Source organism: Mycobacterium lepromatosis (assembly GCF_000975265.2).
In the GTDB taxonomy this organism is placed as follows: Bacteria; Actinomycetota; Actinomycetes; order Mycobacteriales; family Mycobacteriaceae; genus Mycobacterium; species Mycobacterium lepromatosis.
In genome coordinates, this window is record NZ_CP083405.1 from 3,120,195 (window position 1) to 3,145,409 (window position 25,215).

Annotated in this window: 26 protein-coding genes and 1 pseudogene; 20 read left to right on the forward strand and 7 right to left on the reverse strand. The window is 56.8% G+C overall.

The features are described from left to right. Positions 1 to 552: 552 nt before the first annotated feature. Positions 553 to 1,917: an APC family permease gene (locus MLPF_RS14735; RefSeq protein ID WP_045843530.1), complete on the reverse strand. Its 1,365-nt coding sequence runs from the start codon at positions 1,915 to 1,917 to the stop codon at positions 553 to 555. Positions 1,918 to 3,766: 1,849 nt separating this feature from the next. On the opposite strand from MLPF_RS14735, the pseudogene MLPF_RS14745 reads away from it, so the two are divergent. The 5 genes and pseudogenes from MLPF_RS14745 (at position 3,767) to MLPF_RS18150 (ending at position 9,379) form a co-directional block, all read left to right on the forward strand. Further along, positions 3,767 to 4,607, forward strand: a pseudogene (locus MLPF_RS14745) (class I SAM-dependent methyltransferase). A 240-nt stretch (positions 4,608 to 4,847) separates the two neighbouring features. Further along, entirely contained in the window at positions 4,848 to 4,991 is a 144-nt protein-coding gene (locus MLPF_RS14750) for a hypothetical protein (protein WP_156147023.1), read from the forward strand. A 1,219-nt stretch (positions 4,992 to 6,210) separates the two neighbouring features. Next, the gene (locus MLPF_RS14755) at positions 6,211 to 6,372 is read left to right on the forward strand and encodes a hypothetical protein (RefSeq protein ID WP_193386758.1); all 162 of its coding nucleotides are present in this window, start codon (positions 6,211 to 6,213) and stop codon (positions 6,370 to 6,372) included. Between the two features lie 605 nt (positions 6,373 to 6,977). Further along, positions 6,978 to 7,313, forward strand: a complete 336-nt coding sequence (locus tag MLPF_RS14760) for a hypothetical protein (protein ID WP_237817196.1) — start codon at positions 6,978 to 6,980, stop codon at positions 7,311 to 7,313. A gap of 1,814 nt (positions 7,314 to 9,127) precedes the next feature. Further along, positions 9,128 to 9,379, forward strand: coding sequence for a multicopper oxidase domain-containing protein (locus MLPF_RS18150; RefSeq protein WP_162196955.1), 252 nt, complete (start codon positions 9,128 to 9,130; stop codon positions 9,377 to 9,379). Positions 9,380 to 10,552: 1,173 nt separating this feature from the next. On the opposite strand, the gene MLPF_RS14770 is transcribed toward MLPF_RS18150, so the two are convergent. Genes MLPF_RS14770 through rfbB form a run of 3 tightly spaced genes read right to left on the reverse strand, consistent with a single transcriptional unit; the run spans position 10,553 to position 12,693 of the window. After that, positions 10,553 to 11,044, reverse strand: a complete 492-nt coding sequence (locus MLPF_RS14770) for a lipoprotein LpqH (RefSeq protein ID WP_045843527.1) — start codon at positions 11,042 to 11,044, stop codon at positions 10,553 to 10,555. Between the two features lie 43 nt (positions 11,045 to 11,087). Further along, positions 11,088 to 11,696, reverse strand: coding sequence for a dTDP-4-dehydrorhamnose 3,5-epimerase (rfbC, locus tag MLPF_RS14775; RefSeq protein WP_045843526.1), 609 nt, complete (start codon positions 11,694 to 11,696; stop codon positions 11,088 to 11,090). Between the two features lies 1 nt (position 11,697). Next, positions 11,698 to 12,693, reverse strand: a complete 996-nt coding sequence (gene rfbB, locus MLPF_RS14780; RefSeq protein WP_045843525.1) for a dTDP-glucose 4,6-dehydratase — start codon at positions 12,691 to 12,693, stop codon at positions 11,698 to 11,700. 502 nt (positions 12,694 to 13,195) lie between these two features. Here rfbB and infA point away from each other — a divergent pair. The 9 genes from infA to MLPF_RS14825 all read left to right on the forward strand — a co-directional run bounded on the left by infA (position 13,196) and on the right by MLPF_RS14825 (position 18,018). Next, positions 13,196 to 13,417 (forward strand): translation initiation factor IF-1, encoded by a 222-nt coding sequence (infA, locus tag MLPF_RS14785; RefSeq protein WP_003418601.1) that lies wholly within the window; start codon positions 13,196 to 13,198, stop codon positions 13,415 to 13,417. A 42-nt stretch (positions 13,418 to 13,459) separates the two neighbouring features. Next, the gene (rpmJ, locus tag MLPF_RS14790; protein WP_082082408.1) at positions 13,460 to 13,573 is read left to right on the forward strand and encodes a 50S ribosomal protein L36; all 114 of its coding nucleotides are present in this window, start codon (positions 13,460 to 13,462) and stop codon (positions 13,571 to 13,573) included. A 177-nt stretch (positions 13,574 to 13,750) separates the two neighbouring features. Then, the gene (rpsM, locus tag MLPF_RS14795) at positions 13,751 to 14,125 is read left to right on the forward strand and encodes a 30S ribosomal protein S13 (RefSeq protein ID WP_045843524.1); all 375 of its coding nucleotides are present in this window, start codon (positions 13,751 to 13,753) and stop codon (positions 14,123 to 14,125) included. Positions 14,126 to 14,131: 6 nt separating this feature from the next. Then, complete coding sequence (gene rpsK / locus MLPF_RS14800; protein ID WP_045843523.1) at positions 14,132 to 14,548, forward strand: 30S ribosomal protein S11; 417 nt, start codon at positions 14,132 to 14,134, stop codon at positions 14,546 to 14,548. A 22-nt stretch (positions 14,549 to 14,570) separates the two neighbouring features. Further along, entirely contained in the window at positions 14,571 to 15,176 is a 606-nt protein-coding gene (gene rpsD / locus MLPF_RS14805) for a 30S ribosomal protein S4 (RefSeq protein ID WP_045843522.1), read from the forward strand. Between the two features lie 84 nt (positions 15,177 to 15,260). After that, positions 15,261 to 16,304, forward strand: coding sequence for a DNA-directed RNA polymerase subunit alpha (locus tag MLPF_RS14810; protein ID WP_045843521.1), 1,044 nt, complete (start codon positions 15,261 to 15,263; stop codon positions 16,302 to 16,304). A 21-nt stretch (positions 16,305 to 16,325) separates the two neighbouring features. Continuing rightward, positions 16,326 to 16,835 (forward strand): 50S ribosomal protein L17, encoded by a 510-nt coding sequence (gene rplQ / locus MLPF_RS14815; RefSeq protein ID WP_045843520.1) that lies wholly within the window; start codon positions 16,326 to 16,328, stop codon positions 16,833 to 16,835. Next, the gene (gene truA, locus MLPF_RS14820) at positions 16,813 to 17,676 is read left to right on the forward strand and encodes a tRNA pseudouridine(38-40) synthase TruA (protein ID WP_082082410.1); all 864 of its coding nucleotides are present in this window, start codon (positions 16,813 to 16,815) and stop codon (positions 17,674 to 17,676) included. Before rplQ ends, truA begins: the two co-directional genes overlap by 23 nt. Positions 17,677 to 17,847: 171 nt before the next feature. Next, positions 17,848 to 18,018 (forward strand): hypothetical protein, encoded by a 171-nt coding sequence (locus tag MLPF_RS14825; protein WP_237817104.1) that lies wholly within the window; start codon positions 17,848 to 17,850, stop codon positions 18,016 to 18,018. Here the strand turns inward: MLPF_RS14825 and MLPF_RS14830 are convergent. From MLPF_RS14830 to coaA, 3 genes are all read right to left on the reverse strand, one after another. Next, positions 18,015 to 18,245 carry a hypothetical protein gene (locus MLPF_RS14830; protein ID WP_237817102.1) on the reverse strand — a complete coding sequence of 77 codons (231 nt, stop codon included), beginning with the start codon at positions 18,243 to 18,245 and terminating at the stop codon, positions 18,015 to 18,017. The genes MLPF_RS14825 and MLPF_RS14830 overlap by 4 nt on opposite strands. Then, a complete protein-coding gene (locus MLPF_RS14835) occupies positions 18,246 to 18,398 on the reverse strand; it encodes a hypothetical protein (protein WP_156147131.1) in 153 nt (50 codons plus the stop codon). A gap of 99 nt (positions 18,399 to 18,497) precedes the next feature. Beyond that, positions 18,498 to 19,436, reverse strand: coding sequence for a type I pantothenate kinase (gene coaA, locus MLPF_RS14840; RefSeq protein WP_045843518.1), 939 nt, complete (start codon positions 19,434 to 19,436; stop codon positions 18,498 to 18,500). 129 nt (positions 19,437 to 19,565) lie between these two features. Here coaA and glyA point away from each other — a divergent pair, with 129 nt between their 5' ends. The 6 genes from glyA (at position 19,566) to MLPF_RS14870 (ending at position 25,195) form a co-directional block, all read left to right on the forward strand. After that, complete coding sequence (gene glyA, locus MLPF_RS14845; protein WP_045843519.1) at positions 19,566 to 20,846, forward strand: serine hydroxymethyltransferase; 1,281 nt, start codon at positions 19,566 to 19,568, stop codon at positions 20,844 to 20,846. A gap of 55 nt (positions 20,847 to 20,901) precedes the next feature. Continuing rightward, on the forward strand, positions 20,902 to 21,729 hold the full coding sequence (locus MLPF_RS14850; RefSeq protein ID WP_045843517.1) for an acyl-ACP desaturase: 828 nt from the start codon (positions 20,902 to 20,904) through the stop codon (positions 21,727 to 21,729). Between the two features lie 98 nt (positions 21,730 to 21,827). Beyond that, positions 21,828 to 22,046 carry a hypothetical protein gene (locus tag MLPF_RS14855; RefSeq protein WP_045843516.1) on the forward strand — a complete coding sequence of 73 codons (219 nt, stop codon included), beginning with the start codon at positions 21,828 to 21,830 and terminating at the stop codon, positions 22,044 to 22,046. Positions 22,047 to 22,077: 31 nt separating this feature from the next. Further along, on the forward strand, positions 22,078 to 23,379 hold the full coding sequence (gene phoH2, locus MLPF_RS14860) for an RNA 5'-3' helicase PhoH2 (RefSeq protein ID WP_045843515.1): 1,302 nt from the start codon (positions 22,078 to 22,080) through the stop codon (positions 23,377 to 23,379). Positions 23,380 to 23,434: 55 nt separating this feature from the next. Next, positions 23,435 to 24,310, forward strand: a complete 876-nt coding sequence (locus MLPF_RS14865; RefSeq protein ID WP_045843514.1) for a polysaccharide deacetylase family protein — start codon at positions 23,435 to 23,437, stop codon at positions 24,308 to 24,310. A 684-nt stretch (positions 24,311 to 24,994) separates the two neighbouring features. Beyond that, positions 24,995 to 25,195 (forward strand): hypothetical protein, encoded by a 201-nt coding sequence (locus tag MLPF_RS14870; RefSeq protein ID WP_162196954.1) that lies wholly within the window; start codon positions 24,995 to 24,997, stop codon positions 25,193 to 25,195. The last annotated feature ends 20 nt before the right edge of the window (positions 25,196 to 25,215 follow it).

Genomic DNA, 25,215 nt, shown 5'->3' on the forward strand with positions numbered 1-25,215 from the left:
TTCAGTCGCACCGGTGAGAACCGGTGAGAGGGGTTGTTCTACCGTGAAAGTCCATTAGAATATCCCCTGCGCGGTGTGTCTGACGCCTTTTGGCAATCGTCGCACCAAATGGCCGCGACCGTGGCAACGATACCGAACCGCACTATAGAGCAGTTGCCGACGATAGCCAGTACGGACCAGTGGGTCAGGGTCTTCTGGAACTGAACGCACACCTGTCCTTCACCCACGGACGTCTTGACAATCAACTTGCCGAGGTTCTTGTCGTCGAACAACGTTTTGATCGCTGTCGGTAGCTACTCGAAGTCCTCCTGGATTCTTGAGTTTAGCCCGAGCGATGAGGGTGGTGATCTAGCTGCCATCTCGGGGCACGGCCAAAGTGGTCAAGGACAATGCCGTTTTGCTACGCTCTTGCAGTGCCAGGATATAATTTCATGCTTAATTTGACCGAATCGCGACTATATAGTTAGTAAAAATAGTTGAGCTGTACATTATTTTACTAGCTATTTAGGTTACAATCAAAGCTCTACTCGGCGACGCCCGGCCGATGTCGGATCACTTCAGGCCATTGGTTCTGTAATAGTGGATGTAGGCGATTGCCGGTATGCCGATGAACGTAATCGCAATCAAAGAAATCGAAAAGTAATTAGGGCCTTCGCACGTGAGAAAAATAGACCGATAGTCAAACGATACCATGAGTCCGACCGAGACCACAACCGCAGTGATTGGTAAAATCTTGTCAGTAAAAATATTTCGCTTCACGGATACAGAATTTGTTGTCCGAGAACGTGCCAACGCGAAGAGTGCGATCGGTACGATTATGAATTGGATGAATCGAGCGATTACTGCCAGGCCGGTGAGGTTCAGGCTGTCGAATCGAAGCGACAGTGGGAAAGCGAGCGTTAGAAACGCTGTGCTTCCAAAGGCAACCATGGGAACGCCGAATCGATTCTTGCTCGACAACCTTATTGGCAGGATTCTCTGGTCTGACAACGCAGTCCAGAGCCGGGGGGCACCGAACGATGCCGCCACGTTGATGCCAAACATAGATACTAAGGCTCCAACAACGATGATGGTGCGGAAAGTCTCGCTTTCGACGGCCGCGGCCAGTTTCACGGTGTGGTTGGTAGCGACAATCTTGTCCGATCCCAGCAGCATTGCTACGACTAAGGTGAGTATATAGATGGCGCCAACAGTGAGGATTGCCAGTGGTATGGCCTTGGGAAGGGTGCGGTCCGGTGTGTTCATCTCTTCGGCGGCGTTAGCAATCGATTCGAAGCCAGTGAATGCGTAAAATGCGACGATCGTTGCGAGTGCCATACTCGCGGCGGTGCTCTTCCCGATCTCAGCGACACCGAGCAACGAGTAGGCTGTGGGTGGGTACGCTGACCGGGACGTTACGTAGTTGTTCACGTGCTGTGTTACAATTGTCCACAGCCCTCCGGCGATGAAGACCGATAGTGCGAACATCTTTCCTAAGGCTGCGATTCCGTTAGCCCATCGGATCGCGAGGTTTCCAAATATGTTTATTGCTAATAAAACTGCGATAAATGCAAGGAAAGTGAGTGTTTTCACGCTGATGAGTTCGTCGGTATCGGCCCAAATCTTTTCGGGGAAAGCCACCCTCAACAGTGTTGAGACAAAAAAGGATGCCAGCACCCCCCATGCGATAGAGGCGGTAATCGCATGGGTGACACCGACATATATGCCGACTCGGTGCCCAAATGCAGCTGTAGTGTAGGCATAGGAGGAACCGTTCGTCTTGACGTACTTGGCCGCTGTCGCAAAGACGATCGCCAGTACAGTTGCGAAAAATCCTGCCAGAGTATATGCAATCGGGGCGAACGGTCCAGCGATCTCGATCACTTTACCGGGAGTCAGGAAGATACCCGCTCCGATTATTGAGTTGATGCCAAGCATCACAACACTCCAGAAACCGAGCTTGTTAATCGCCCATCCTCCTTGTCCGCAGATTGACCACCGCACAAGGGTGTAGCACCCAAACCTTGAATGTGCCCTAGATTCCCCTGCTGAGAATCTCATCAACGACGAGCAAGTTGCGGTAGGGCGAACACTCGAGTCTTCGAGCATGCGGCGCCCAGCGACGACTTGCCCGAATCGGTAGTTGACCCTGCCACGTCCCAGCCAATTCTGCCGTATTGGTGGCGACTGAGCAGAAGAGTGCTAGCTGTGGTGGTATGCGTCGATCGCTGTACAGCTGGGAACAATTGATGCTCACAATCTCGACGCAACCAACGTCCACGCTTACTTGCACCGGATCAAGTTGACAAAACCATCGCTTATGTGGCTTGCACGGTCTCGTGGGCTGCGTCTTTACCAGATACGTTACAGCAGTCCGTGGGATAGGCTTTCGTTCCAGGATCGCTGCCACTCGAACCGGCAACCGCAAGATTCAACACCGGGAAACAGTGTAGCCGGGAGCGTTCAACGGCCAATCTAGTAGAGAGCTCACCGGTACATCAAAGTATGTGTTGTGCGCCGTCAACATGGTCTTTCCAGAAACGGATACCGACCTCATCCAACATGACATCGCCACGTATGCCAGCCGCTGTCCGCTATGATGTTGCGGGGTCTTTTACGCACTGCCGTTTGCTTTCGCGGGGACGATCGTGTCGGAGGGCCAGTTGCTGTTGCCATACTACTGGAGTATGTTGACTTTACCCCGATCCTGATTGGCCTAGCCAGAAAGCGGGCCAACTATCGGCAGTTAGGCAATCAAGTTTGATCCGGGTTTTCTAGGTGTGGCCGACGCCGTCCCCGCCAGTTACTTTGAATCTTGCTGCCGTACTAAGCGGAACCGTCTTTTGTGGTACGGACTACAAGGTTGGCCTTACCGCGTCGGGGAACACGTTTAGATTTAGACAATCGTCACAGGACTACTCGATGGTATCCGGTCTTTCCTAATACGTCGGGTTCTTAATTTGCTCGCGGGCTCGCGCAACGATCCACTTCGACGGGTTGGCCGAGGGTGGATCCCGGTTTGACCGGACGGTGTGGTTGGCGGAAAGAGTTGATCTGCCGACGTCTCCTGTCGGGATGGATGAGCTCAGGTCCCTGAGACAGGGATCACAGTTGCTGCCAGGATGTCGATACCGGTCGTCAACATCATGCCGCGACGATCTACACCGGGCATAAGCAAAGGATGCTAGTCGCCTAGGACGTACCGCATTGAAACGTAGCAGCGCGAACGTCTTAATGGTGACCCACAGCCAATTGACTGGCGCAACTTAGTATTTTAAGGATTCCGATGCGGCCGGTTATCACCATGCTGTCCTTAGTAGGCGCTTTAGGGATGGAACCAGTCGTTTGTGTGACCGCGGTCGTGACACTGGATAAGCACTTCCGAACCGCTTGATCGTCTTCTTAGCTCCAGGCGCCATTAGACGCTAATAAATTTTAAAAGCGTGTCGCCATCCTACCTAGCCTGATGATTCCTCTGCTATATCCCGTCTGAGGATATATGTCAATATTTTAGTGGTACGCATGTCCGGAGTTTTGAGCTTCAAGTTTTCTGAATTATCTTCTGGTGAATGGTGATTCTTACCTATCCGATATCCACTGCACACAGGGCGCCGGCCTCAGGCTGGACCGGCTCGCCGGGCAGGATTCCGATTTGTGGGTTCCCGGATTGGATACAGGCTCAGGATTCGTACTAGGATTCTCCTTCGCTACCAGCTTCTACCGGATCAAAGCGACTATCGACGAACCTGCGTGCATAATGCAGACAAAAATAGCTGTAACGCAACATATGTTATACGCCGGGCACATTACCCACGTTTCCGATACAACTAGCTGGACGGCGTTGTATCGGGCAGCCGAGTCGGCATGCCAGGATACGTTGTTCAATGATCCGCTCGCCAAAAGTTTTGCCGGCGAACAGGGTCGCGCCATCGTCGCCCAAGTTCCACGGATGAGTCGCGGAGGTTGGTGACTTGTTGCACTTACCAAGATCGACGACGCCATTGTCGAAGCGATTGCCGACGGCTGTGCCCGAGTGCTTAACCTAGCTATTGGTTTGGATACCCGGCTGTATCTAGAATCTTCCGGCTGGCTTTACCTGGGTGGAAGCGGATCGGCCGAAGGTGCTTACAGATGAAGAACCACATGCTTGCCGACCAGAAAACGCGATGCCAATTGACCCGGACTGCGGTTGAATTGGACCGACCTGCACGTCCGCGACGCGTTCTTCAACGAAGCACTGGACGGCGCTACGAAAGTGTTAGTGATCACCGGGGTTCTGGTGATGTACCTCGATGACCGTGACGTCATTGCGCTATTGGAGGCGATTACACTACCCGAAGTCACCTGGTGGATGAGCGATTTCGCCGGACCGGTCCTCAAGAAAATGATGAATAAGAAGATGGCCGACATTTTGTCGCATGCTTCGTTCAACTGCGCACCCGAGAACGGATTATTCTACTTCGAAGATTTCGGCTGGTGCCTCGCCGAGGCGGAATCACTATTTGCAGCTGCTCACAGGTTCCATCGATTACCAAGTCGTTCATGCGCCTGCTTGCTTGCTACCTCAACCGGATCCGCGTCATCCTGGTAGCAGGGCATGGAGTGCAGTTGTCCTCCTTACCCGTTGAGACTACATAGCCCACCGTACGTGCATCGCTCATAGTCGAGCAAATCGTGGAAACCGCGGGTAATTCGTTCGTGGGTGTGCAGACATGCAAGCCACGTCCGACAGGTTAGGGCATAGTCGGTCGCGTTGATCGTTTGTTATTTTCACCTTAAACCATTTCTCGCACACGGTAGACAATTCGGGCGCTTTAGTGGTGTGTGTTATTGGGTGGGTACGTTTGGTTGGTTGAGGTAAGTGGGTGGTGTATGTGGTTGCCGCCTTGGAGTTGCGCGTTGGTGATCGGGGTCGGCTGGAGTGGTTGACGAGGGCGTCGTGTGTGCTGGTGGGGCAAGTGACGCGGGCGTGGATTGGGTTGGTGGTGTCCGGTGGGGTGGCTAAATACTGATATCCTGGTTCGGGCACGCCGGGGACGGGATGTGCTTCGGTGCTTGTAAGAGATGTTGGTGGGTACGGGTGAATCGCTCGTTTATCTGGGTGTGACGCATTGGGCGGCGCGGTTGATGGCTGATCGGCTGGGGATCGCATTCGCCTCGGTCGCGTGGATTTGGCGTAAATAGGGGCATCCAGCCGCATCGTGTGGAGACTGTCAAGTTCCCGGGCGGGAGGCCAGACTGTGTGATGTGGTCGGGCTCTACCTGGATCTATGTGCGCTACGCAGCCTTGATGATTGAACGTGAAGGTGAGAGATCTTCGCCGCCGGTCCTGTCGCAGCAAGAACGGTGAAGCGGTAGCAGCCTGGCCTGGGTGACGCCGGGGAGGGTGGGAACCGTCCTAGGTCCTGCCTGGGTGCTGTGCGGCCAACACGCTTGATCGGGTTGGGTTCATCGTCGGTCGATCGGGTCAGAGGCGGGGTCACCGTAGTACTTTGAGCCGGGGAAAGGCCCGTGCGCGTGGAGAAAGGATGGCAGCGGGTTGGAGGAAGGAAAAGATGCTGTACTGTCGACGACACGCCGGTGATTGTCGGCGCTCTTGATCAACCGGCCCGGTTGGGGCCTTGGTGACGGGTATCGTAGATACAGTCAAACTTCATCGTGGGGCTGCGGTCGATCGTGGCTGGCAAGTTCGATGACCTGTTCAATCTCGTGTGTGATCCCGCGACGTTGTTGGTGGTGTTTGACCCGGTCACAGGCGACCATGGGGGCGAATAACTGCTGGCGTGGGGACTAGACCGTCGCCCACGGCGAAGAAATCGTCGGGGTAGCGGGTTTTGACCACCTGCGGACTGGTTGAAGGACGGTTCGTTGCGACCGCTGCTGGTGCGGAAACGTAAGATTCCCGAATCCGGAGGTTGGGAAACTGTGAAAGCTCGGTACATCGGCTATCGCGGATCGAATCGTTCAGGATACGTTGAAGCTGGTGCTGGGTCCTGTCTTCGAGACCGATTTCGCGCCAGTCCCCCTGGGTTCCACCCCAAGCGGCGATCTCAGGACGCGATCGCCGAGCTTGACCAATACAGCACTCAAGGCTATCGATGGGTGCTGTATTGCCAGACATCGAGGTGCGCCGTGACTTCAGCTCACATTCCGCTCTTGCTGGAGCGGAATGTGATTGCAAGTCAAGGATAAACACGTACTGGTCCTGGTGAAGACGTTTTTCAGGCTGGTGTGCTCACCAAGTCTGGTGAGCACGAGAACACTCACACCGAAACGGCTCAGGGCGATATCTTGTCGTCGTTGCTGACCAACATCGCCTTGTCTGCGCTCGATGAACATCTGATGCGGGCCATGGAAGCCGGGCGGCTCGATGTCAACTGCTTACCTGTGTAGTCGGTGGCTCATCCAAAGGCCTGCCGAGGACAACACAATCAAACACGCTGAAGCCCTGCAAATGAAATCGACTCGGTGCTTACGTCTTTGGGTCTGCAGTTGTCGGCTGCAAAGACACAGATCATGCATCTCGGTAACGGTGTGGACTTTCGCAGCTGACACACCGGGTGAAAACGCAAGAACAGAACGACCAAGTGGCATGTCTAGACTTCTATCGCCGACCGGACACAACGGTGTGTGCAAGCCAAGATCCGTGCCCTGACGAACAGGAAATCACAGCGCAATCCGGTGGTGTGCTGGCACACGATCAAACCAGATCCTGCGCAGGTGGACCAACTACGTCCGGTCCATGGCCTGCAAACACACCCTTAGCCGCCGGTGCCACTTCGCGTGGTAACGGGTCATTCGATGGTTTCGAGCACGGTATCGCTGGAGGTGGAAAGACATTCATCGTCGGTTCACCACCTCCGAAGAACGGTGAAAACCGATTGAGGCAAAAGAGAGCACCCGGTTGAACCCGGCCGCGGTACCAGACCGGTACCACTACCGAAGCACCACGATCCTCATCCCTTGGACCAGCGTCCCACCTCCTAACAGCAATAACCGTGGAGAGCCTGGTGGGCAAAGACGCGTGCACCAGGGTCGGCAAGCAGTCTGGGAAACGGATCGAAAGTATCCGCGGCACCACGCCCAGGCTCACTCAACCCGCGGCGGTGGTTGTGCTCAACGTCAACAATGAAGCCCCAGATCCAAGCAGCTGGATCGCACCCAAGCCGGATTGGGCTACTACCTTCAAACTCGCCACCAAAACACACCCACACATCCAGTTGCGCGTCATCTGCGACAACTACGCCACCCACAAACCCCCAGCAGCCGGACCTGGCCAGACAATAACCAGCAAGCCAGACTGCACTTTACACCGACAAGCTGCTCACGGCTGAGATATAACCGAAATCTTTTTCACCACCACCGGCCACAACACGTTCACCGATGTCAACAACCTCGAAACCGCAATCCCCACCTACAGCAATAGCTACAACAAACACACCACACCGTTCACCGAAACCAAAACCACAGACACCCCCCCCACACAATCACACGCTACAACAATCACCAACACACAACACGAGAGCTCCTGTAGTTGAGTTCAATACCCAGGTGTTCCCAGAGCTGAACCCAGCTATAGGTGCGTCGTTGCAGAAGACGGGAACGTACCTGAGGATATACGCCAAGCAGTATCAGCAGACGCTGGTTCGAGGCATGGTGTCTTAACCAGTTTTCCGAGGCCTTGGTGATCAACTTCATTGCGTATTCCACTTCCAAGGACCAGGAAACCCGAAACCTTAGCCTGGTCTCGTTGAAAGCGACACCTGCACTGCAAACTTTGTTACCAGCAGCAGTTAGTACCAATAGGCAGGAATAACGAACAAAGAGATGTTTTTCGCATTCGAAACGTTACCATAGGAGACGAACTGTATAGTAGCATGGTAGCTAACAAAATGTTTGCCGTCGCCCGAAAAAGCAGCTGTTCAACGAAATATTTCGCACCCCTAAATTATTCGGGAATTGCTTACGAAGCTGAATGTGGAATAGTCAAATTTGTCGACGATCTGGATGGCCGAGGTGGTTGTGCTTCTACCAGGAATGGTTGTATCCTTTTGTTCGCTAACGCTTTTCTAATCGCTAAACAAGCTTTTTACCTGGTTGGGGTTTCCGCTGTAGTGTGTAAATACTGTGGTGTCTTCAGAGTTGATCGCTTGTAATCGCGCCAAATTGCAGAGATTGCTCCAGTCCAACCTGTTCGGATAGAACGTTTTGGCCATCGCAGCCCTCGAGGCGCAATATACGCAGTTTTGGGACCGGGACACCGAGGCAGTGGACACCCCTGCAACTCATTGTGTTGGATATGTTGTCGAAGGTGACCTTGGTGGCTGAAGTCACCGGAGATCACTATTGCGAAAGATTGGGTTGACTCAGGGGTTTGCCGCAGTCTAGTCGGCCAGCCAGGTGATTACAGCGCGGCTCGTTGATAAACGTGGTCTACGCAAACGAAGCAGTTGAGCGCTTACGACTAGTTAACGTGTTCCTAACTATCAAGTTCGAGCCCAAACTGGACTAGGGCTAGCGATATGCCCGGCTGCCTTCTCGTTGGTGACCTGATCGCAGAGTTGCGCTACAACGTAGAGAGGGCCATGGCCATTCGTTGGTGTCGGGGACACCGCACGGCTACAGAGTGACTACGATATCTTCACCGTCAATGGTCGTAGTCTCGGATATGGTGATCCGATCCGCTTACCAACCAGGCCGGCGGGTCCTGATGCACGCCCTAACTGGCAGCGCCACAGAAAACCGCAGCCTTGCTCTTCCTGGGTACACTTTTGCCTTTGCCCTGATGATGCTTGCGATGGCAACCCTGTGCTCAAACTTGTTACGGTGCAAGCGTTGTAGCGGGGAGCGGCCGAACCCATCTCCGCGATCGTGAAAATTAGCAATCCCGGTACCTGGATCGTCAGGTACCCTCCCAACGGGAGCGCCAAGCAGGCATGGGCATTGTCGTCGAATACGCATCCCGTTGCAGCGGCACCGCAGTAGGCACCACCGCCACCGTTTCAATGGGGTTTAAATGGGACTACCGTTTGTTCACCACCGGTCGTATCGACCCGCCGGTCGATTACGTCATCGACATGCTTCTTGAGAAACACAACGTAGCCAGCAATGGGGTCAAATCTTTACCATCAAAGGCATTTCGTTCACAATGGATGCTAGTCAGCTGGTTTCCGACATTGTGGCTGGCCAGTTCTACCGGTTGTGGTTTCGCAACGTTAGTGACCATGTTCATCCAATGCATTTGCACCGTAATAGATTTGAAATTATCTCTGTCACAGGAACCTTCGCTGCGAGTTTACACAAGGATGTAGCGATGCTGGGTGACTATCAGGCCATAATGTTGATTTCCTTGCCGTCCAACCCGGGCTGTCATTATTGCACTATGGCGAGCAACTGGTAATCAAGTTCTGCGCGAATATCTCTGCGGTTGTCGCGACACTGCAACTCGGTTACGGTGATTGCCTCGGTGTCAGAGCGTGCTCAAGGACTAGCTTGCGGAGGAGATCTAACGTTGATGGATGCAAGGTGGATGCTTGGACTGTATGTGATCAGCTTGTCGTTGCGCTCCAAGCGGGTAACGGCGATGTCACTCTTGGCCATTAACAGTGTCTACAGTGCCCCCGAACTTGCACTTAAGACAACCACATGTGGATTTTCGCTATTCCGCCAATGGGTTTGGGTTATCCAATGGTCAAAGCTATTCCAAAGCATATAGAGTCTGATGTGTAGCATCCCTTACTGGGAAAATGTTTTCTCAACGTAGTGGTAGCATCTCGGGTGTGTGTTCTGTTGACTGCGAAGACGATAGGGTACATTTGAGAATTAGGTGTCGAGCACTGTGGTGATGATGTCTTTGGTATCAAACTGATAAGGCGAATGAACAGTCATGAAGGTGGTTTCGTCGACCACGCGGATCACGAAAATCGATTCTGAAAACTTCACTGGTCCAGTTCTTTCCGATAACCGGTAGATCGGTGAGCTAATCGGTATGCAGGGACGCGATGAAATGGTATCCATGCCGCGGTAGCTTAGTCAGGTAACAACTTTCACGGTAGTCAATACCCTAATTACACTGGTGTATCCTGACGGAGGGCAGTAGCCGCGCAAGTCGGCATCAAAAATCCGAAGGTAATGGTCACCGCTGCAACAAGCCATGAATCGTGTGCAGCAGTTTTCCTCCGAAATTAATAGGAAGGGAAAGCAATTCAGCGGAATAGCAGTCAAGACGTTGCCGCAGCCCTACATCGTGATACACGACGTGCCGGGTGATCGAAAAGACGAATACATCATTATTGCCTAGTGCCAGATAGTCTTCTTATCTTATATTGCCGTGTTGGCCGGTAGGTATGATTTAGCCCGATGTGCGGCTTGCGCCGTTGTGCGCTAGGTGGATCTGTATGGACATCGGTTGCCATGGCCGAACTTTTCGGGCATCTTGCGGGATCGATCCGAGGCGGTTCTCCGGCGTGTACCCGGGGCTCCTCTCTCGTGTACGGATAGATCGATAACGGGAACAAATCTGCTCAAGAGCCGCCGGTTTGGTGACCAGGTGGCTGGGGTTCAGCAACCGGTGTTAGCGGCAGGTGGCTTCGATTTCGAAGGGTTTATGGACCTGCTGACCGGTATTGGTATTGTCTACGCTGCTGGCTATACCGGTGATTTGGTATGTGTTGCCGTTTTTGGTGGCACTGGCGTTCTCGCCGGGGACGCCCTCTGTGAAGGCTATGACCACACCGTCGATGGTGCCGAGGCCAGCGTTATGTACCACCGATGCGTCCGGCTCCAAGCCAACGATGACGCCGGTGATCATGTCACCGATCGCGATAGAAAACTTGCCGTTTGTCGTTGAGCACATGACCGGACCACTGACGTTTTGTGGCTGGCCGCCGATGGTGACCTTCGTTTCCTCGGCTGCTGCGTCGTTAATGCTGCTCGATAGGGTTGTGGGGCTGGAGTTTGTGGTTTTGCTCGACGCCGAGGCGGGAGCCTGTATGCCCCCGCTACAGCCCGCCACGCCGGCCATGATTGTGATGGCGTCGATAGTGGCCAATAACTCATGTCTCATCAAATTCTCCTTATGTCGGTAGTAGTTTGTGATGACCTCGTTGCTATTTGCGGCCGAGGTTGGCGATAAAACCTTGCGTCTCTTCCCAGGTCGGCAGTAGTCCAGACGCGCGTATGTCATCAAGATTGGGGGCTGTGGCATCACGCTCAGACAAGTGAGGACCAACGCCGTCGATCACCGGCCAGTCGATTGCCAGAGCCGGATCCGTGGCGCAGATGGTGTGTTCGCGCTTAGGGTTGTATTCCGTAGAGCATAGGTACATAACTGTAGAATTATCTTGCAATGCAAGGAATCCATGTGCGAGACTTTCGGAGATATAAATGGTCTTCCGGTTGGATTCGTTGAGCATAACTGAGGTCCAACAGCCGAATGTTGTTGATCCCAAACGGATATCGACTACGACATCGAACACCGAACCGGTCACGCAGGTCACATACTTAGCCTGGCTTGGTGGCACTTGCGCGAAATGTAGTCCCCGCAGCACACCGGCCGAGGACACTGAGCAGTTGGCTTGCCGGACGTCTAAGCGGTGACCGGCGAATGCGCTGAAACTACTGGCTGTGAGCCATTCGAAGAATATTCCGCGGGAATCGCCATGAATGGTAGGGGTGATCTCCCAGGCGCCCTGGATATCAAGTTCTTTGACGTTCATTTCACTGACCTCGTTCTTCGTAGCGCGCTTCCACGGCGTCCTTCAAAGGTCTCCACCACGATTCGTTGTTTCGATACCAGTCAATGGTGGCGCGCAATCCCTCGTCGAAGTCAGCGTGCTTTGGAGCCCAGCATAATTCGTTGTACAGCGATGTTGGGTCGATCGCGTACCGTAAGTCGTGGCCGACACGGTCGGTGACATGGTCGAAATCGTTGGGGTCTCGGCCCATCATCTGCAGCAGTGTGCGCAGCACGGTTAGGTTGTTATGCTCACCTCCGGTGCCGATGAGGTAAGTGCGGCCGATCTGGCCTTTCTCGAGGATTTGCCAGATGGCGCTGTTGTGGTCGTCGACGTGGATCCAGTCGCGGACGTTGGCACCAGTGCCGTATAACTTGGGCCGGCGGCCGGTGAGCACATTGGTTATTTGGCGCGGGATGAACTTCTCGATGTGCTGGTATGGTCCGTAGTTGTTGGAGCAGTTGGAAATCGTCGCACGCACGCCGTAGGAGCGCACCCAGGCCCGGACCAACATGTCGCCGGCGGCTTTGGTTGCTGAGTACGGACTCGATGGGTTGTAGGGTGTTGACTCAGTAAACCTCGTTGGTTCATCGAGCTCCAGGTCACCATAGACCTCGTCGGTTGAGACGTGGTGCAGCCGCACACCGTGGTGTCGCACCGCCTCCAGGAGGGTGAACGTCCCGATGACGTTGGTGCGCAGGAACGGCTCTGGGTCGTCGAGCGCGTTGTCCACATGAGTTTCGGCGGCGAAATGCACAACCGCGTCAGACTCGGCTACCAGCCGGAAAACCAACGCTATGTCGGTGATATTGCCCTGCACCAGCCTGACAGCATGGTCGACATCGGCAAGCGACTCGTGTCTGCCTGCATACGTCATGGCGTCTAGCACCGTCACTGTATCGTCAGGATGATAACGTACTGCATTGTGCACAAAATTGGCGCCGATGAAGCCCGCGCCGCCGGTGACCAATAGCCGCATGGTCAAACCTTAGCGGAGCTTAACCAGATAAGGGCCTGGTCACGGGTGAATCAGTCCGAGCGGCTCTGTTAGTTCGTCCAGTGCTGAAGCCAGGTGATCCTCCTGGGTGAGAACTTAAACAGGGATGTGGTCAGCGTCGGCTTCGAGGTGCTGGTGCCGACGCACTGCGATAGCGTCTGGAGTGTCGTAGGAGACCACGGAGTAGACCGGATATTGTTGGGTTTAACGCTGGCACGAACACCGGTATCAGAGTCGGTCATGGTGGACGCTAACTGGCGGCTTGCTGTTCCTATTCCGGACCTATTCCGCCCACAATTTTGGTGAATCTGAATGACGGGGTATTGTAGGGCAACCGGTGCTTCATCGCGACGAAATTTTTGTGTGTTCAGTTCTGGATTTTCCAGTTACAGACTCACGTTTACATAGTTTTGGGAGTGAATGTTGCGCCGATCCGGGGATCCAAACTGGGACGAGCAGGAAGATGAAGGACAGCCAGTAGGTAATGGCCAAAAAGGACGGGGCTATCGAGGTCGAAGGTCGCGTGGTCGAACCTTTGCCCAATGCGATGTTTCGCATTGAGCTGGAGAACGGTCACAAGGTCCTCGCCCACATCAGCGGCAAGATGCGGCAGCATTACATCCGCATCCTGCCCGAGGACCGGGTGGTGGTGGAGTTGTCGCCCTATGACCTGTCCCGGGGACGCATTGTGTACCGATACAAGTAAAAAACAAACACCCAGACCAGAGAACAGGTTATCGAGACTGCCGTGAAGGTGAACCCGAGCGTAAAGCCCATGTGCGACAAGTGCAGGGTGATCCGTCGGCATGGGCGGGTTATGGTGATTTGCTCGGATCCGCGCCACAAGCAGCGACAAGGGTAGCTTTAGCGCAAACAACTGAAAGCAGACCTCCCAGTCCCACTGCGCGGCCGGTATCGATCAGATGGCCCGCTCAGCTATGCCCGGACGGAGGCCGGGCCCCGCACCTAAATCCTTTTTGGGCGCAGGGAACGGACTGGGGCCAGACCTTCGCTTGAGATAATTAAGGAAACGCCACCTATGGCTCGACTAGTCGGTGTCGACCTGCCACGCGACAAGCGGATGGAGGTTGCCCTGACCTACATCTATGGCATTGGCCGCACCCGTTCCAACCAAATCTTGGAGGCCACTGGTATTGAACGGGACCTACGGACCAGGGATCTCACCGATGACCAGCTGACCCACCTGCGCGACTACATCGAAGCCAATCTCAAGGTGGAAGGTGACTTGCGTCGCGAGGTGCAGGCTGATATTCGCCGCAAGATGGAGATCGGTTGCTACCAAGGTTTGCGACACCGCCGCAGCTTGCCGGTGCGCGGCCAGCGGACCAAGACTAACGCGCGGACCCGCAAAGGCCCCAAGCGCACCATCGCAGGAAAGAAGAAGGTCAGGTAACCCCTTATGCCACCCAAGAAAGCAAGCGCAGGGGGTCCCAAAAAGGGGCAAAAGACCCGTAAACGGGAAAAAAAGAATATCCCATACGGTGCTGCGCACATTAAGAGCACCTTCAACAACACGATCGTGACTATCACTGACCAGCAGGGTAACGTTATTTCCTGGGCGTCATCGGGTCACGTTGGCTTCAAAGGCTCGCGGAAATCGACTCCGTTCGCCGCACAGCTGGCTGCCGAGAACGCCGCACGCAAGGCTCAGGAGCACGGGGTGCGCAAGGTCGACGTATTCGTGATGGGCCCGGGCTCGGGCCGGGAGACCGCGATCCGGTCTCTGCAGGCTGCTGGCCTAGAAGTCGGCGCGATCTCCGACGTCACCCCCCAGCCGCACAATGGCTGCCGTCCACCCAAGCGGAGAAGAGTTTAGTAAGGGGGCTAGGAGGATAATAATGGCTCGTTACACCGGACCCATCACCCGCAAATCGCGCCGGCTTCGCACCGACCTCGTCGGCGGCGATCAGGCGTTCGAGAAGCGTCCTTACCCGCCCGGCCAGCACGGCCGCGCGCGGATCAAGGAAAGTGAATATCTACTGCAGCTGCAGGAAAAGCAGAAGGCTCGTTTCACCTACGGTGTAATGGAAAAGCAGTTTCGCCGTTACTACGAAGAGGCTGTGCGACAACCTGGTAAGACGGGTGAGGAACTGCTGAAGATCCTGGAAAGCCGGCTCGATAACGTGATCTACCGTGCCGGGCTGGCGCGTACCCGCCGGATGGCCCGTCAGCTGGTCAGCCACGGGCACTTCAGCGTCAATGGCGTGCATATCAACGTCCCCAGCTATCGGGTGTCGCAGTACGATATTATCGATGTGCGGGACAAGTCACTAAACACGGTGCCGTTCCAAATCGCTCGGGAGATGGTGGGCGACCGACCGATCCCGAGCTGGTTGCAGGTCGTTGGTGAGCATCAACGCATCCTGATCCATCAATTGCCCGAGCGTGTGCAGATCGAAGTGCCGCTCATCGAGCAGCTGATTGTCGAGTACTACTCGAAGTAAAGTGCAGACTCCCGCCGCTGCATCCGCACCGGCGGGAAACCTAACGGCATCAAATGGTGGGTGCCGAGAAGGAGAAAGAACCTGATGCTGATTTCACAGCGCCCCACTTTGTCCGAGGACATCCTGACCGACAACCGGTCCCAGTTCGTCATCGAACCGTTGGAACCGGGATTTGGTTACACCCTGGGTAACTCGCTGCGGCGCACGCTGCTGTCGTCGATTCCCGGTGCGGCCGTTACCAGCATTCGTATTGACGGTGTCTTGCACGAGTTCACCACGGTGCCCGGGGTCAAGGAGGATGTCACTGAGATCATCCTGAACCTCAAGGGTCTGGTGGTGTCCTCGGAGGAGGACGAACCGGTCACGATGTACCTGCGCAAACAGGGTCCTGGTGAAGTCACTGCCGGTGACATCGTGCCGCCGGCTGGTGTCACCCTGCACAACCCTGGCATGCGCATTGCCACGCTAAACGATAAAGGCAAGCTCGAAGCGGAGCTCGTCGTCGAGCGTGGCCGTGGCTACGTGCCGGCGGTTCAAAACCGGACTTTGGGTGCCGAAATCGGGTGTATCCCAGTCGATTCCATCTACTCGCCGGTGCTGAAGGTAACATACAAGGTGGATGCCACCCGGGTGGAGCAGCGGACCGACTTCGACAAGCTGATCCTCGACGTGGAGACCAAGAGTTCGATCACCCCCCGCGACGCACTAGCGTCAGCGGGTAAGACGCTGGTCGAGTTGTTCGGCTTGGCACGTGAGCTAAACGTCGAGGCCGAAGGAATTGAGATTGGGCCGTCGCCTGCCGAGGCTGACCACATCGCGTCGTTCGCGCTGCCGATCGACGACCTGGATCTAACCGTTCGGTCCTACAATTGCCTCAAGCGCGAGGGTGTGCACACCGTCGGCGAGCTGGTGTCGCGTACCGAGTCCGATCTGCTCGACATCCGCAATTTTGGACAGAAGTCCATCGACGAGGTGAAGGTCAAACTGCACCAGTTGGGTTTGTCGCTCAAGGACAGTCCAGACAGTTTCGACCCGTCCGAGGTCGTCGGATATGACGTCGCCACCGGCACGTGGTCCACCGACGGCTCCTACGACAGCCAGGACTACGCCGAAACCGAACAGCTTTAACAGCAGACAGGAGTGTCAGCAATGCCCAAGCCCACCAAGGGCCCTCGCCTCGGTGGCTCGTCTTCGCACCAAAAGGCCCTTTTGACCAACCTGGCCACGTCGCTGTTCGAGCACGGCCGGATCAAGACGACCGAGCCAAAGGCTCGTGCGCTGCGACCATATGCGGAGAAGCTGATCACGCACGCGAAAAAGGGCACGCTGCACAACCGTCGAGAAGTCCTGAAGAAGATCCCCGACAAGGATGTGGTGCACGCCCTGTTCGCGGAGATCGGGCCGTTCTTCGCTGATCGCGAGGGCGGATACACTCGCATCATAAAGGTCGAGGCGCGCAAGGGCGACAACGCTTCGATGGCTGTGATCGAGTTGGTGCGGGAAAAGACGATAACGTCCGAGGCCGACCGAGCCCGCCGAGTTGCCACCATTTCGGCCAAAGCTGTGCAGGACCAAGAGAAGCCGGCGCAGGAGGGGGTGGAGATCACGTCGGACGAGGAGGTATACGCAAGCGAGTCTGACAAGGCCGCTGAGAATTAGTGAGGATGTCCGTCTTCGACTCGACATCGCCTACGACGGAACCGATTTCGCAGGATGGGCGGTCCAGGCGGGACAGCGCACAGTCGCTGGCGTGCTGGATGAGGCGTTGACAAGTGTTTTCCGCACGCCGGTACGGCTGCGCGCTGCTGGACGTACCGACACAGGTGTACATGCCATCGGACAGGTGGCCCATGTCGATGTTCCTGGCACTGCCTTGTCGAAAATCTATCCACGCTCACCGCGTACCGGTGATCCGGAATTTCTGCCTCTGCTGCGGCGTCTCGGCCGGTTCTTGCCTGCTGATGTCCGAGTCCTCGATATAGCCCGTGCACCAGCAGGCTTCGATGCCAGGTTTTCGGCCTTGCGGCGGCACTACCGGTACCGGTTGTCGACGGCACCCTATGGAGTGCAGCCGTTCCAGGCGCGCTACGTCACTGCTTGGCCGCGTGACCTGGATCTGGATGCTATGTCCGCTGCATCGCGAGATTTGTTGGGGCTACGTGACTTTGCGGTTTTTTGCCGTCATCGTGACGGTTCCACCACCATTCGTGAGCTGCAGCGGTTGGACTGGTCGCGAGAAGGATATTTGATCACCGCCCATGTCACTGCCGATGCATTTTGCTGGTCGATGGTGCGATCGTTGATCGGAGCGTTGCTGGCTGTGGGCGATCACCGGCGCACCATTGGCTGGTGTGGCGAGTTACTCACCGCGGCACGCCGGTCTTGCGACTTCGCGACCGCGCCGGCACACGGCTTGACGTTGATTCGCGTGGACTATCCACCTGACCATGAGCTGGCCGCGCGGGCCGTGATTACCCGGGATCTGCGATCATTGTTCTAGGGGTGTTGGTCAGGGGGTGTGGTGAACGGGTGGTTGGCTGTGGTGGCCGGGGGTGTTGGTGTTTGTGGCAGGAATTGTTGGTCGGTTTCATAGGTGGCAGGTGAAGTAGTGTTCTGGTGTGCCATCGCTGGCCGATACGGTCGGGAGTTTGGTGGGCTAGCCTAGATCTTGTTGGCGCTGGGTGTTGGGGGCGCTTTCGGGTGCATGCTATGGCTGTGGGGTGTCTGTTTGTTCACCGGCCCTCGGCCAGCCGGTGTGCCCCCGGCTGTGTTGGTGCCGTGTTGGTTTCACAGTTCGTCGATGACCTCGCAGCCGGTGATGACGCGTACGGCGGTGCTCTAGCCTAGGGCAGTACTTGACTTTTTGTGGGGATCGACCGCGGAAGGAAGATAAAAGCCATCCACGGCGTGATCTGGTGACTTGTGCGCGTGGCGGGCTAACACATCACCAGAAAAGCGCAACTGATCCCCGGCCACCCGCCACACCAGACGCACCCCCAGCATCGCCAGCTTCGATGTCGCGGCCGGTGACCAACACCAACTACTCGGCGGCCCTTGCAAGCAGCCCACCTACGCCGCGACCAACCCTAAACCACCAACACAACCCACACCACCGATCCCCACCACATAACCCACCACACCCCTCAACCACACAAAACCAAACCAGCAAGAAATAACCACCAACAACCAGCACAACCACACCATGAAATCTAAACGGCACATTGCTGGTCAGGCGGGGCGACGGAGGTTCAACTGGCCGCCCACTAAAGATGAGGTGATTGACCAACTCGAGCCTTTTACCCGCCCCAGTTTGTTTTCGCGCTACAGTTTACGCAGGCGCAGCCGGTTAATGGAGTGGTCGGCGTCTTTGCGTAGTACCAGCGTGGCGCGGGGACGGGTCGGCAGAATGTTCTCCACCAAGTTGGGCCGGTTGATCGACCGCCAGATCTCGCGGGCGGCGATGATTGCTTTCGAATCGGTCAGAGTCGAGTAGTGGTGGAAGTGTGACTCTGGGTCGGCGAATGCCGTGCTGCGCATGGCCAAAAACCGTGATACGTACCACTGCTCGATGTCTTGGATCCGAGCGTCCACGTAGAGCGAGAAGTCGAATAAGTCAGACACCATCAGGGTGGGGCCGGTCTGCAATACGTTGAGGCCCTCCAAAATTAGGATATCGGGATGGCGGACCACGTGCTTGGCGCCGGGGATGGTGTCGTAGTGCAGATGTGAATACACCGGTGCGCACGCGTAGTCGGAACCGGACTTCACCGAGGTCACGAACCGCATCAATGCCCGGCGGTTATAACTTTCTGGAAAGCCTTTGCGGTGCATAAGATTGCGCCGACTCAGTTCGGCGTTAGGATAGAGAAAGCCGTCGGTGGTCACCAGGTCTACCCGGGGATGGTGATCCCACCGGGCCAAAAGTGCTTGCAGCACGCGGGCGGTGGTTGATTTGCCGACTGCCACGCTGCCAGCTACTCCGATGATGAACGGTACCGGTCGGTCAGGGTTTTGTTGTGGCTCGCCGAGAAATTCCGCGGTGGCGGCAAACAAGCGCTGGTGGGCGGCTACCTGAAGATGAATCAACCGGGCCAGTGGTAGGTAAACCTCTTCAACTTCGAGCAGGTCGATCTGTTCACCAAGGCCACGCAAGCCGATCAGCTCCTCTTCGGTGAGAGCTAGTGGCGTCGACATGCGGAGCGCGCGCCATTGCTTTCGGTCAAACTCGACATACGGGCTCGGCTCGCTAAGCCGCGGCATAGTGCCAGTCTTGCAGTAGTGGGCGTGCCGCCCGACGGCTGGGCTGGTTAAAAGCCGAAGCGCTATAGACTGTCGGCTGTGACTGCCGCATATGATGCTCGTACCATTTTTTCCGGTAACGCCTCTCTGATGTTGGCGCCGCTGGCGGAAGTCGACCCGGATATCGCCGAGCTACTGGGCAAAGAGCTCGGCCGGCAACGGGACACCTTGGAGATGATTGCTTCGGAGAACTTCGTGCCGCGCTCGGTTCTGCAGGCTCAGGGCAGCGTGCTGACCAACAAGTACGCTGAAGGATTACCCGGCCGGCGCTATTACGGCGGCTGCGAGCACGTCGACGTCGTGGAGAACATCGCCCGCGACCGGGCCAAGGCGCTGTTCGGTGCCGACTTCGCCAACGTGCAGACGCACTCGGGAGCCCAGGCCAATGCCGCGGTGCTGCACGCGCTGATGTCTCCGGGGGAGCGGCTGCTCGGTCTGGATCTCGCCAATGGCGGTCACCTGACGCATGGCATGCGGCTGAATTGCTCCGGAAAGCTGTATGAAACCGGCTTTTATGGTGTCGACGCGACAACGCATCTCATCGACATGGACACGGTGCGGGCCAAGGCGCTCGAATTCCGCCCGAAGGTGTTGATCGCTGGCTGGTCGGCCTACCCCCGGATTCTGGACTTCGCTGCCTTTCGGTCGATCGCGGACGAAGTCGACGCCAAGCTGTGGGTCGACATGGCGCATTTCGCGGGCCTGGTCGCGGCGGGGTTGCATCCGTCGCCGGTGCCGCATGCAGATGTGGTGTCCACGACCGTGCACAAGACGCTCGGCGGGGGCCGTTCCGGCTTGATCCTGGGCAAGCAGGAGTTCGCCACGGTCATCAACTCAGCGGTGTTTCCCGGCCAGCAGGGTGGACCGCTTATGCATGTCATCGCAGGTAAGGCGGTCGCGCTGAAGATTGCCGCCACACCCGAGTTCACCGACCGGCAGCAGCGCACGCTGACTGGCGCCCGGATTCTCGCCGATCGGCTTGCCGCCGCCGATGTCACCAAGGCCGGGGTGTCGGTGGTCAGTGGCGGCACTGACGTCCACCTAGTGCTGGTCGACCTGCGCAACTCCCCGCTCGACGGCCAGGCGGCCGAAGATCTGCTGCACGATGTCGGCATCACCGTCAACCGCAACGTGGTTCCCAATGACCCCCGGCCGCCGATGGTGACCTCGGGCCTGCGGATCGGAACCCCCGCGTTGGCGACTCGAGGGTTCGGTGACACGGAGTTCACCGAGGTCGCCGACATCATCGCGACGGTGCTGACCGCTGGTGGCAGCGTCGATGTGGCCGCGCTGCGGCAGCAGGTGACCCGACTGGCCAGGGACTTCCCGCTCTACGAGGGACTCGAGGACTGGAGCTTGGCCGGTCGCTAGGTGACGCGCATCGTCTGATTTCACAAAACCTGTGTAAACGGGTTACAGTTACCTCATGGCACAGAAACCTGTACCTAACACATTGGTTCTTGAGCTCGAGCCTGTGGTGGAAGACAACATGGCTCGACACCTCGCAAACGAGGACATCTGGTTCGCCCACGACTACGTACCGTTCGACCTGGGTGAAAACTTTGCCTTCCTTGGTGGCCGCGATTGGGATCCGTCCCAGGCGAAGTTGCCCAAGGCCGTCACGGATGCCTGCGAGATCCTGCTGATCCTCAAAGACAACCTCGCCGGTTATCACCGCGAACTCGTTGAGCATTTTATTCTCGAAGGTTGGTGGGGCCGCTGGCTTGGCAGGTGGACTGCGGAGGAACATCTGCATGCCATCGCATTGCGCGAGTACTTGGTAGTGACCCGCGAGGTCGATCCGGCAGCCAACGAACAGGTTCGAGTTGAGCACATAATGAAGGGTTACCGCGTCAACTCGTACACGCAGATCGAAATCTTGGTCTACATGGCATTATTGGAGCGCAGCTATGCTGTTTTCTGTAGCAGCTTGGCAGCGCAGATTAATGAGCCCGCCTTGGTTGGACTGATCAACCAGATCGTCAAAGACGAAGTACGTCACGAGGAGTTCTTCGCCAACCTCGTCGCGCACTGTCTGGAGTGCGTTCACGACGAGACGATAGCCGCGATTGCCGCTCGTGCATCCGGTCTAGATGTCCTCGGTGCTGACATTGATGCTTACTGCGACAAAGTAGAAAACATCGCCGCTGCTGGTATTTTCGGACCTGTCGAACTGCGGCAAGTGATCTCCGACCGCATTACCGAATGGGGCTTGATAAGCGAACCGCAACTGGCGCAATTCGTCACCAGTTAAGTCGCTTTTCCTCCCTACGTACGCCGGGTATCCCCGCCAGTCCGGTTTCGGCGCGTCTGCGCAACGGCAGTGCCGCTACGAAAGTAGCGTCGTATTCGATGGCCAGCGATATGCCTTACCGCCACGGCGGCACCTCCGGTAACGACAACACCAGGACCGGGGCCGTTCCTGGTGTCGCAGCCTTCGCTAAGACGCCTGTGTGGGGTTGCACGGGTTTAGCCTGGCGGATGATGCGGGAGGGCTGCAAATTGTGGACCGAGCAGGCGCTGGGCGATCAAGCCAAGCCCGACGAGGTGGTCCGTAGAATGGGCAGCTGAAGAGGGGGACCACTAGCTCAAGGAGCGCTCTGTGACCGATATCCGGACGTACGTGATCGACACCTCCGTGTTGCTCTCTGATCCCTGGGCATGCAGTCGGTTCGCTGAACACGAAGTGGTGGTGCCGCTGGTGGTAATCAGCGAACTGGAGGCCAAACGCCACCACCACGAGCTGGGGTGGTTTGCCCGCCAGGCGTTGCGTCTGTTCGATGATCTTCGACTCGAGCACGGCCGGTTGGATCAACCCATACCGGTCGGAACGCAAGGCGGGACGCTGCACGTCGAACTCAACCACTCGGACCCCACGGTGTTGCCTGCCGGCTTTCGCACCGACAGTAACGATTCCCGGATCTTGAGTTGTGCTGCCAATCTGGCCGCTGAAGGGAGAAGAGTCACGCTGGTCAGCAAGGACATTCCACTTCGAGTCAAGGCCGCTGCAGTCGGACTTGCCGCCGACGAGTACCACGCGCAGGATGTCGTCGCTTCCGGTTGGTCCGGGATGCACGAGATAGAGACCTGCGCTGAAGACATCGACGCATTGTTCGCCGAAGGCAAGATTGACCTGGGCGAAGCCAGAAACCTGCCTTGTCATACTGGGATTCGGCTGCTGGGTGGTAACTCTCATGCACTGGGCCGCGTCACTGCTGCTAAACGAGTTCAGCTGGTTCGTGGTGACCGCGAAGTGTTCGGGTTGCGTGGTCGTTCCGCTGAGCAGCGCGTAGCGCTCGATCTGCTCCTTGATGAATCGGTGGGTATCGTGTCGCTGGGTGGCAAAGCCGGTACCGGCAAGTCGGCGCTAGCACTATGCGCCGGTCTAGAGGCAGTGCTGGAGCGGCGGAGTCACCGCAAGGTAGTGGTCTTCCGTCCGTTATACGCCGTCGGTGGCCAAGAGCTGGGTTATTTGCCCGGCAGCGAGAGCGAGAAGATGGGCCCGTGGGCGCAGGCCGTCTTCGATACTCTCGAAGGCCTGGCCAGTTCCGCGGTGCTTGAGGAGGTTCTCTCCCGGAGCATGCTTGAAGTGTTGCCATTGACCCACCTTCGGGGTCGCTCATTGCATGACTCGTTCGTCATTGTCGACGAGGCACAGTCACTCGAGCGCAATGTCCTGCTGACGGTGTTGTCCAGGCTAGGTACGGGATCACGGGTGGTGCTGACCCACGACATTGCCCAGCGTGACAACTTGCGCGTAGGACGCCACGACGGCGTAGCGGCAGTGATCGAGAAGCTTAAAGGCCATCCTCTGTTTGCTCACGTCACATTGCAGCGCAGCGAGCGGTCGCCCATTGCGGCGTTGGTCACCGAGATGCTCGAGGAGATCGCCGGGCCGCACTGACGGCGCCCAGACTACAAACTTACTGGCGGCGCTGGTCTTTCGGTAGGCTGCCATTGTGTCGAAACGACCGGACACCCAGGCCTGGCGCTATTGGCGGACCGTCTTTGGCCTTGTCGCGGCCGGGACAGTGCTGGTGATCGGCGCCCTTACCGGTCACGTGACGCGCGCCGATGACATGAGTTGCGCGCAAGTCAAGTGCGTCGCGTTGACGTTCGACGATGGGCCGGGGCCGTACACCGACCGGCTTGTGCAAATCCTGAAGGACAACGACGCCAAGGCCACGTTCTTCCTTATCGGTAACAAGGTGGCAGCTAACCCGGCGGGAGCGAAGCGCATCTTTGATGCGGGCATGGAGATAGGCAGCCACACGTGGGAACATCCCAATATGACGATGCTCCCGCCCGAGGGCATCGCCGGCCAGTTCTCCAGAGCTAACGACGCGATTACCGTGGCAACCGGCAGGACGCCGACGCTGTGGCGTCCTGCCGGCGGATTGTCCAATGAAGCGGTGCGCCAGATTGCTGGCCGCTATGGTCAAGCCGAAATCCTTTGGGATGTAATTCCTTTCGACTGGACTAACGACTCCAACACAGTCGCAACGCGCTATATGTTGATGATGCAGATCAAGCCGGGGTCGGTAGTGTTGTTCCATGACACGTACTCGAGCACTGTCGACCTGGTGTATCAGTTCATCCCGGTGCTCAAGGCCAACGGCTACCGGCTGGTGACGGTCACCGAATTGCTTGGGCCTCGGGCGCCCGGAAGCAGTTACGGCAGTCGGGAGAACGGTCCACCGGTTAACCAGCTTCATGACATTCCAGCCAACCTGATACCGGCGTTGCCCAACACCCCGTCGCCAAAGCCGATGCCCAACTTCCCGATAATCGACATTTCGGACCAGAATTCAGGTGGGCCGAATGACGGTGCTTAAGCACGAGCCCGCGATACGTTCGGCTAACTTGTTAGCGTGAGCAAGGCTGGGTGTGTGCTGGGTTGGGTACGCGGCTACGGGGGAATCTCTCTGCTAGATCTGGCGGGAGGTGCAAGGGTTAGCGAAAGACGGTTGTCGGACTGTCGATTTAGTGCACCGTCGCCATAGCCTACGTCCTTGCCGTCATAGGCTCGGTCCGCCATTGTGATTCCGTTCAGGGTTCACACATATTTCGACTTCGCGCAGAAGAATACCGGGCTATGGCGGCTCTGCTGGTGCTGGGGGTCATCATCGTTGCGATCGGGGGTGCGCCTGATCCTGGTTTTCACGCTGGGTTGGTTTGTCGCGGGGGGAAGAACCGATTCTGAGTCAACGAGACACTGTCATGAAAATTCCAGGAAGCCAGTAGGAAATCCTGTTCGTCACCTGGGGCCTGGGTGACGGTCATACTGATACTGCTATCGTGCTGTTGAGGACACGCTTCTGCTGCCCATATGGCCCGGTGTGCTGCTTAGCAGACCGGCTGTAACGGGGCACCGGCTTTGGTTCCTCACACAGTGCACCCTGCGGTTGATCATGCGGGTCGCCACACTGGGTTCCGAGTCTCGCCTGGCAGTGCACGGCGTGTTGGCGAGACTGATTCTCTTGTGATTCCTGTGCAGCGTACTTCCTATCGGGGCCACCATGACCTTTATGGTTTTGCGTAAATACGGCCGGCTCATTAAGAATTTGTGTCATTGGATTGTGCTGTGGTGGGTGGTGCCGCTGGCAGTGATGGTTATTGGGTTGCCGATCATGATCCTGATGTCGAAATCCATATTGGATCCAATTGGCGAGGTCGTCAATGCGATGGTGGAAGTCGAGTGTGGTCACATGGGAACGTAGGTCGGTTCCTACGAGCGCTC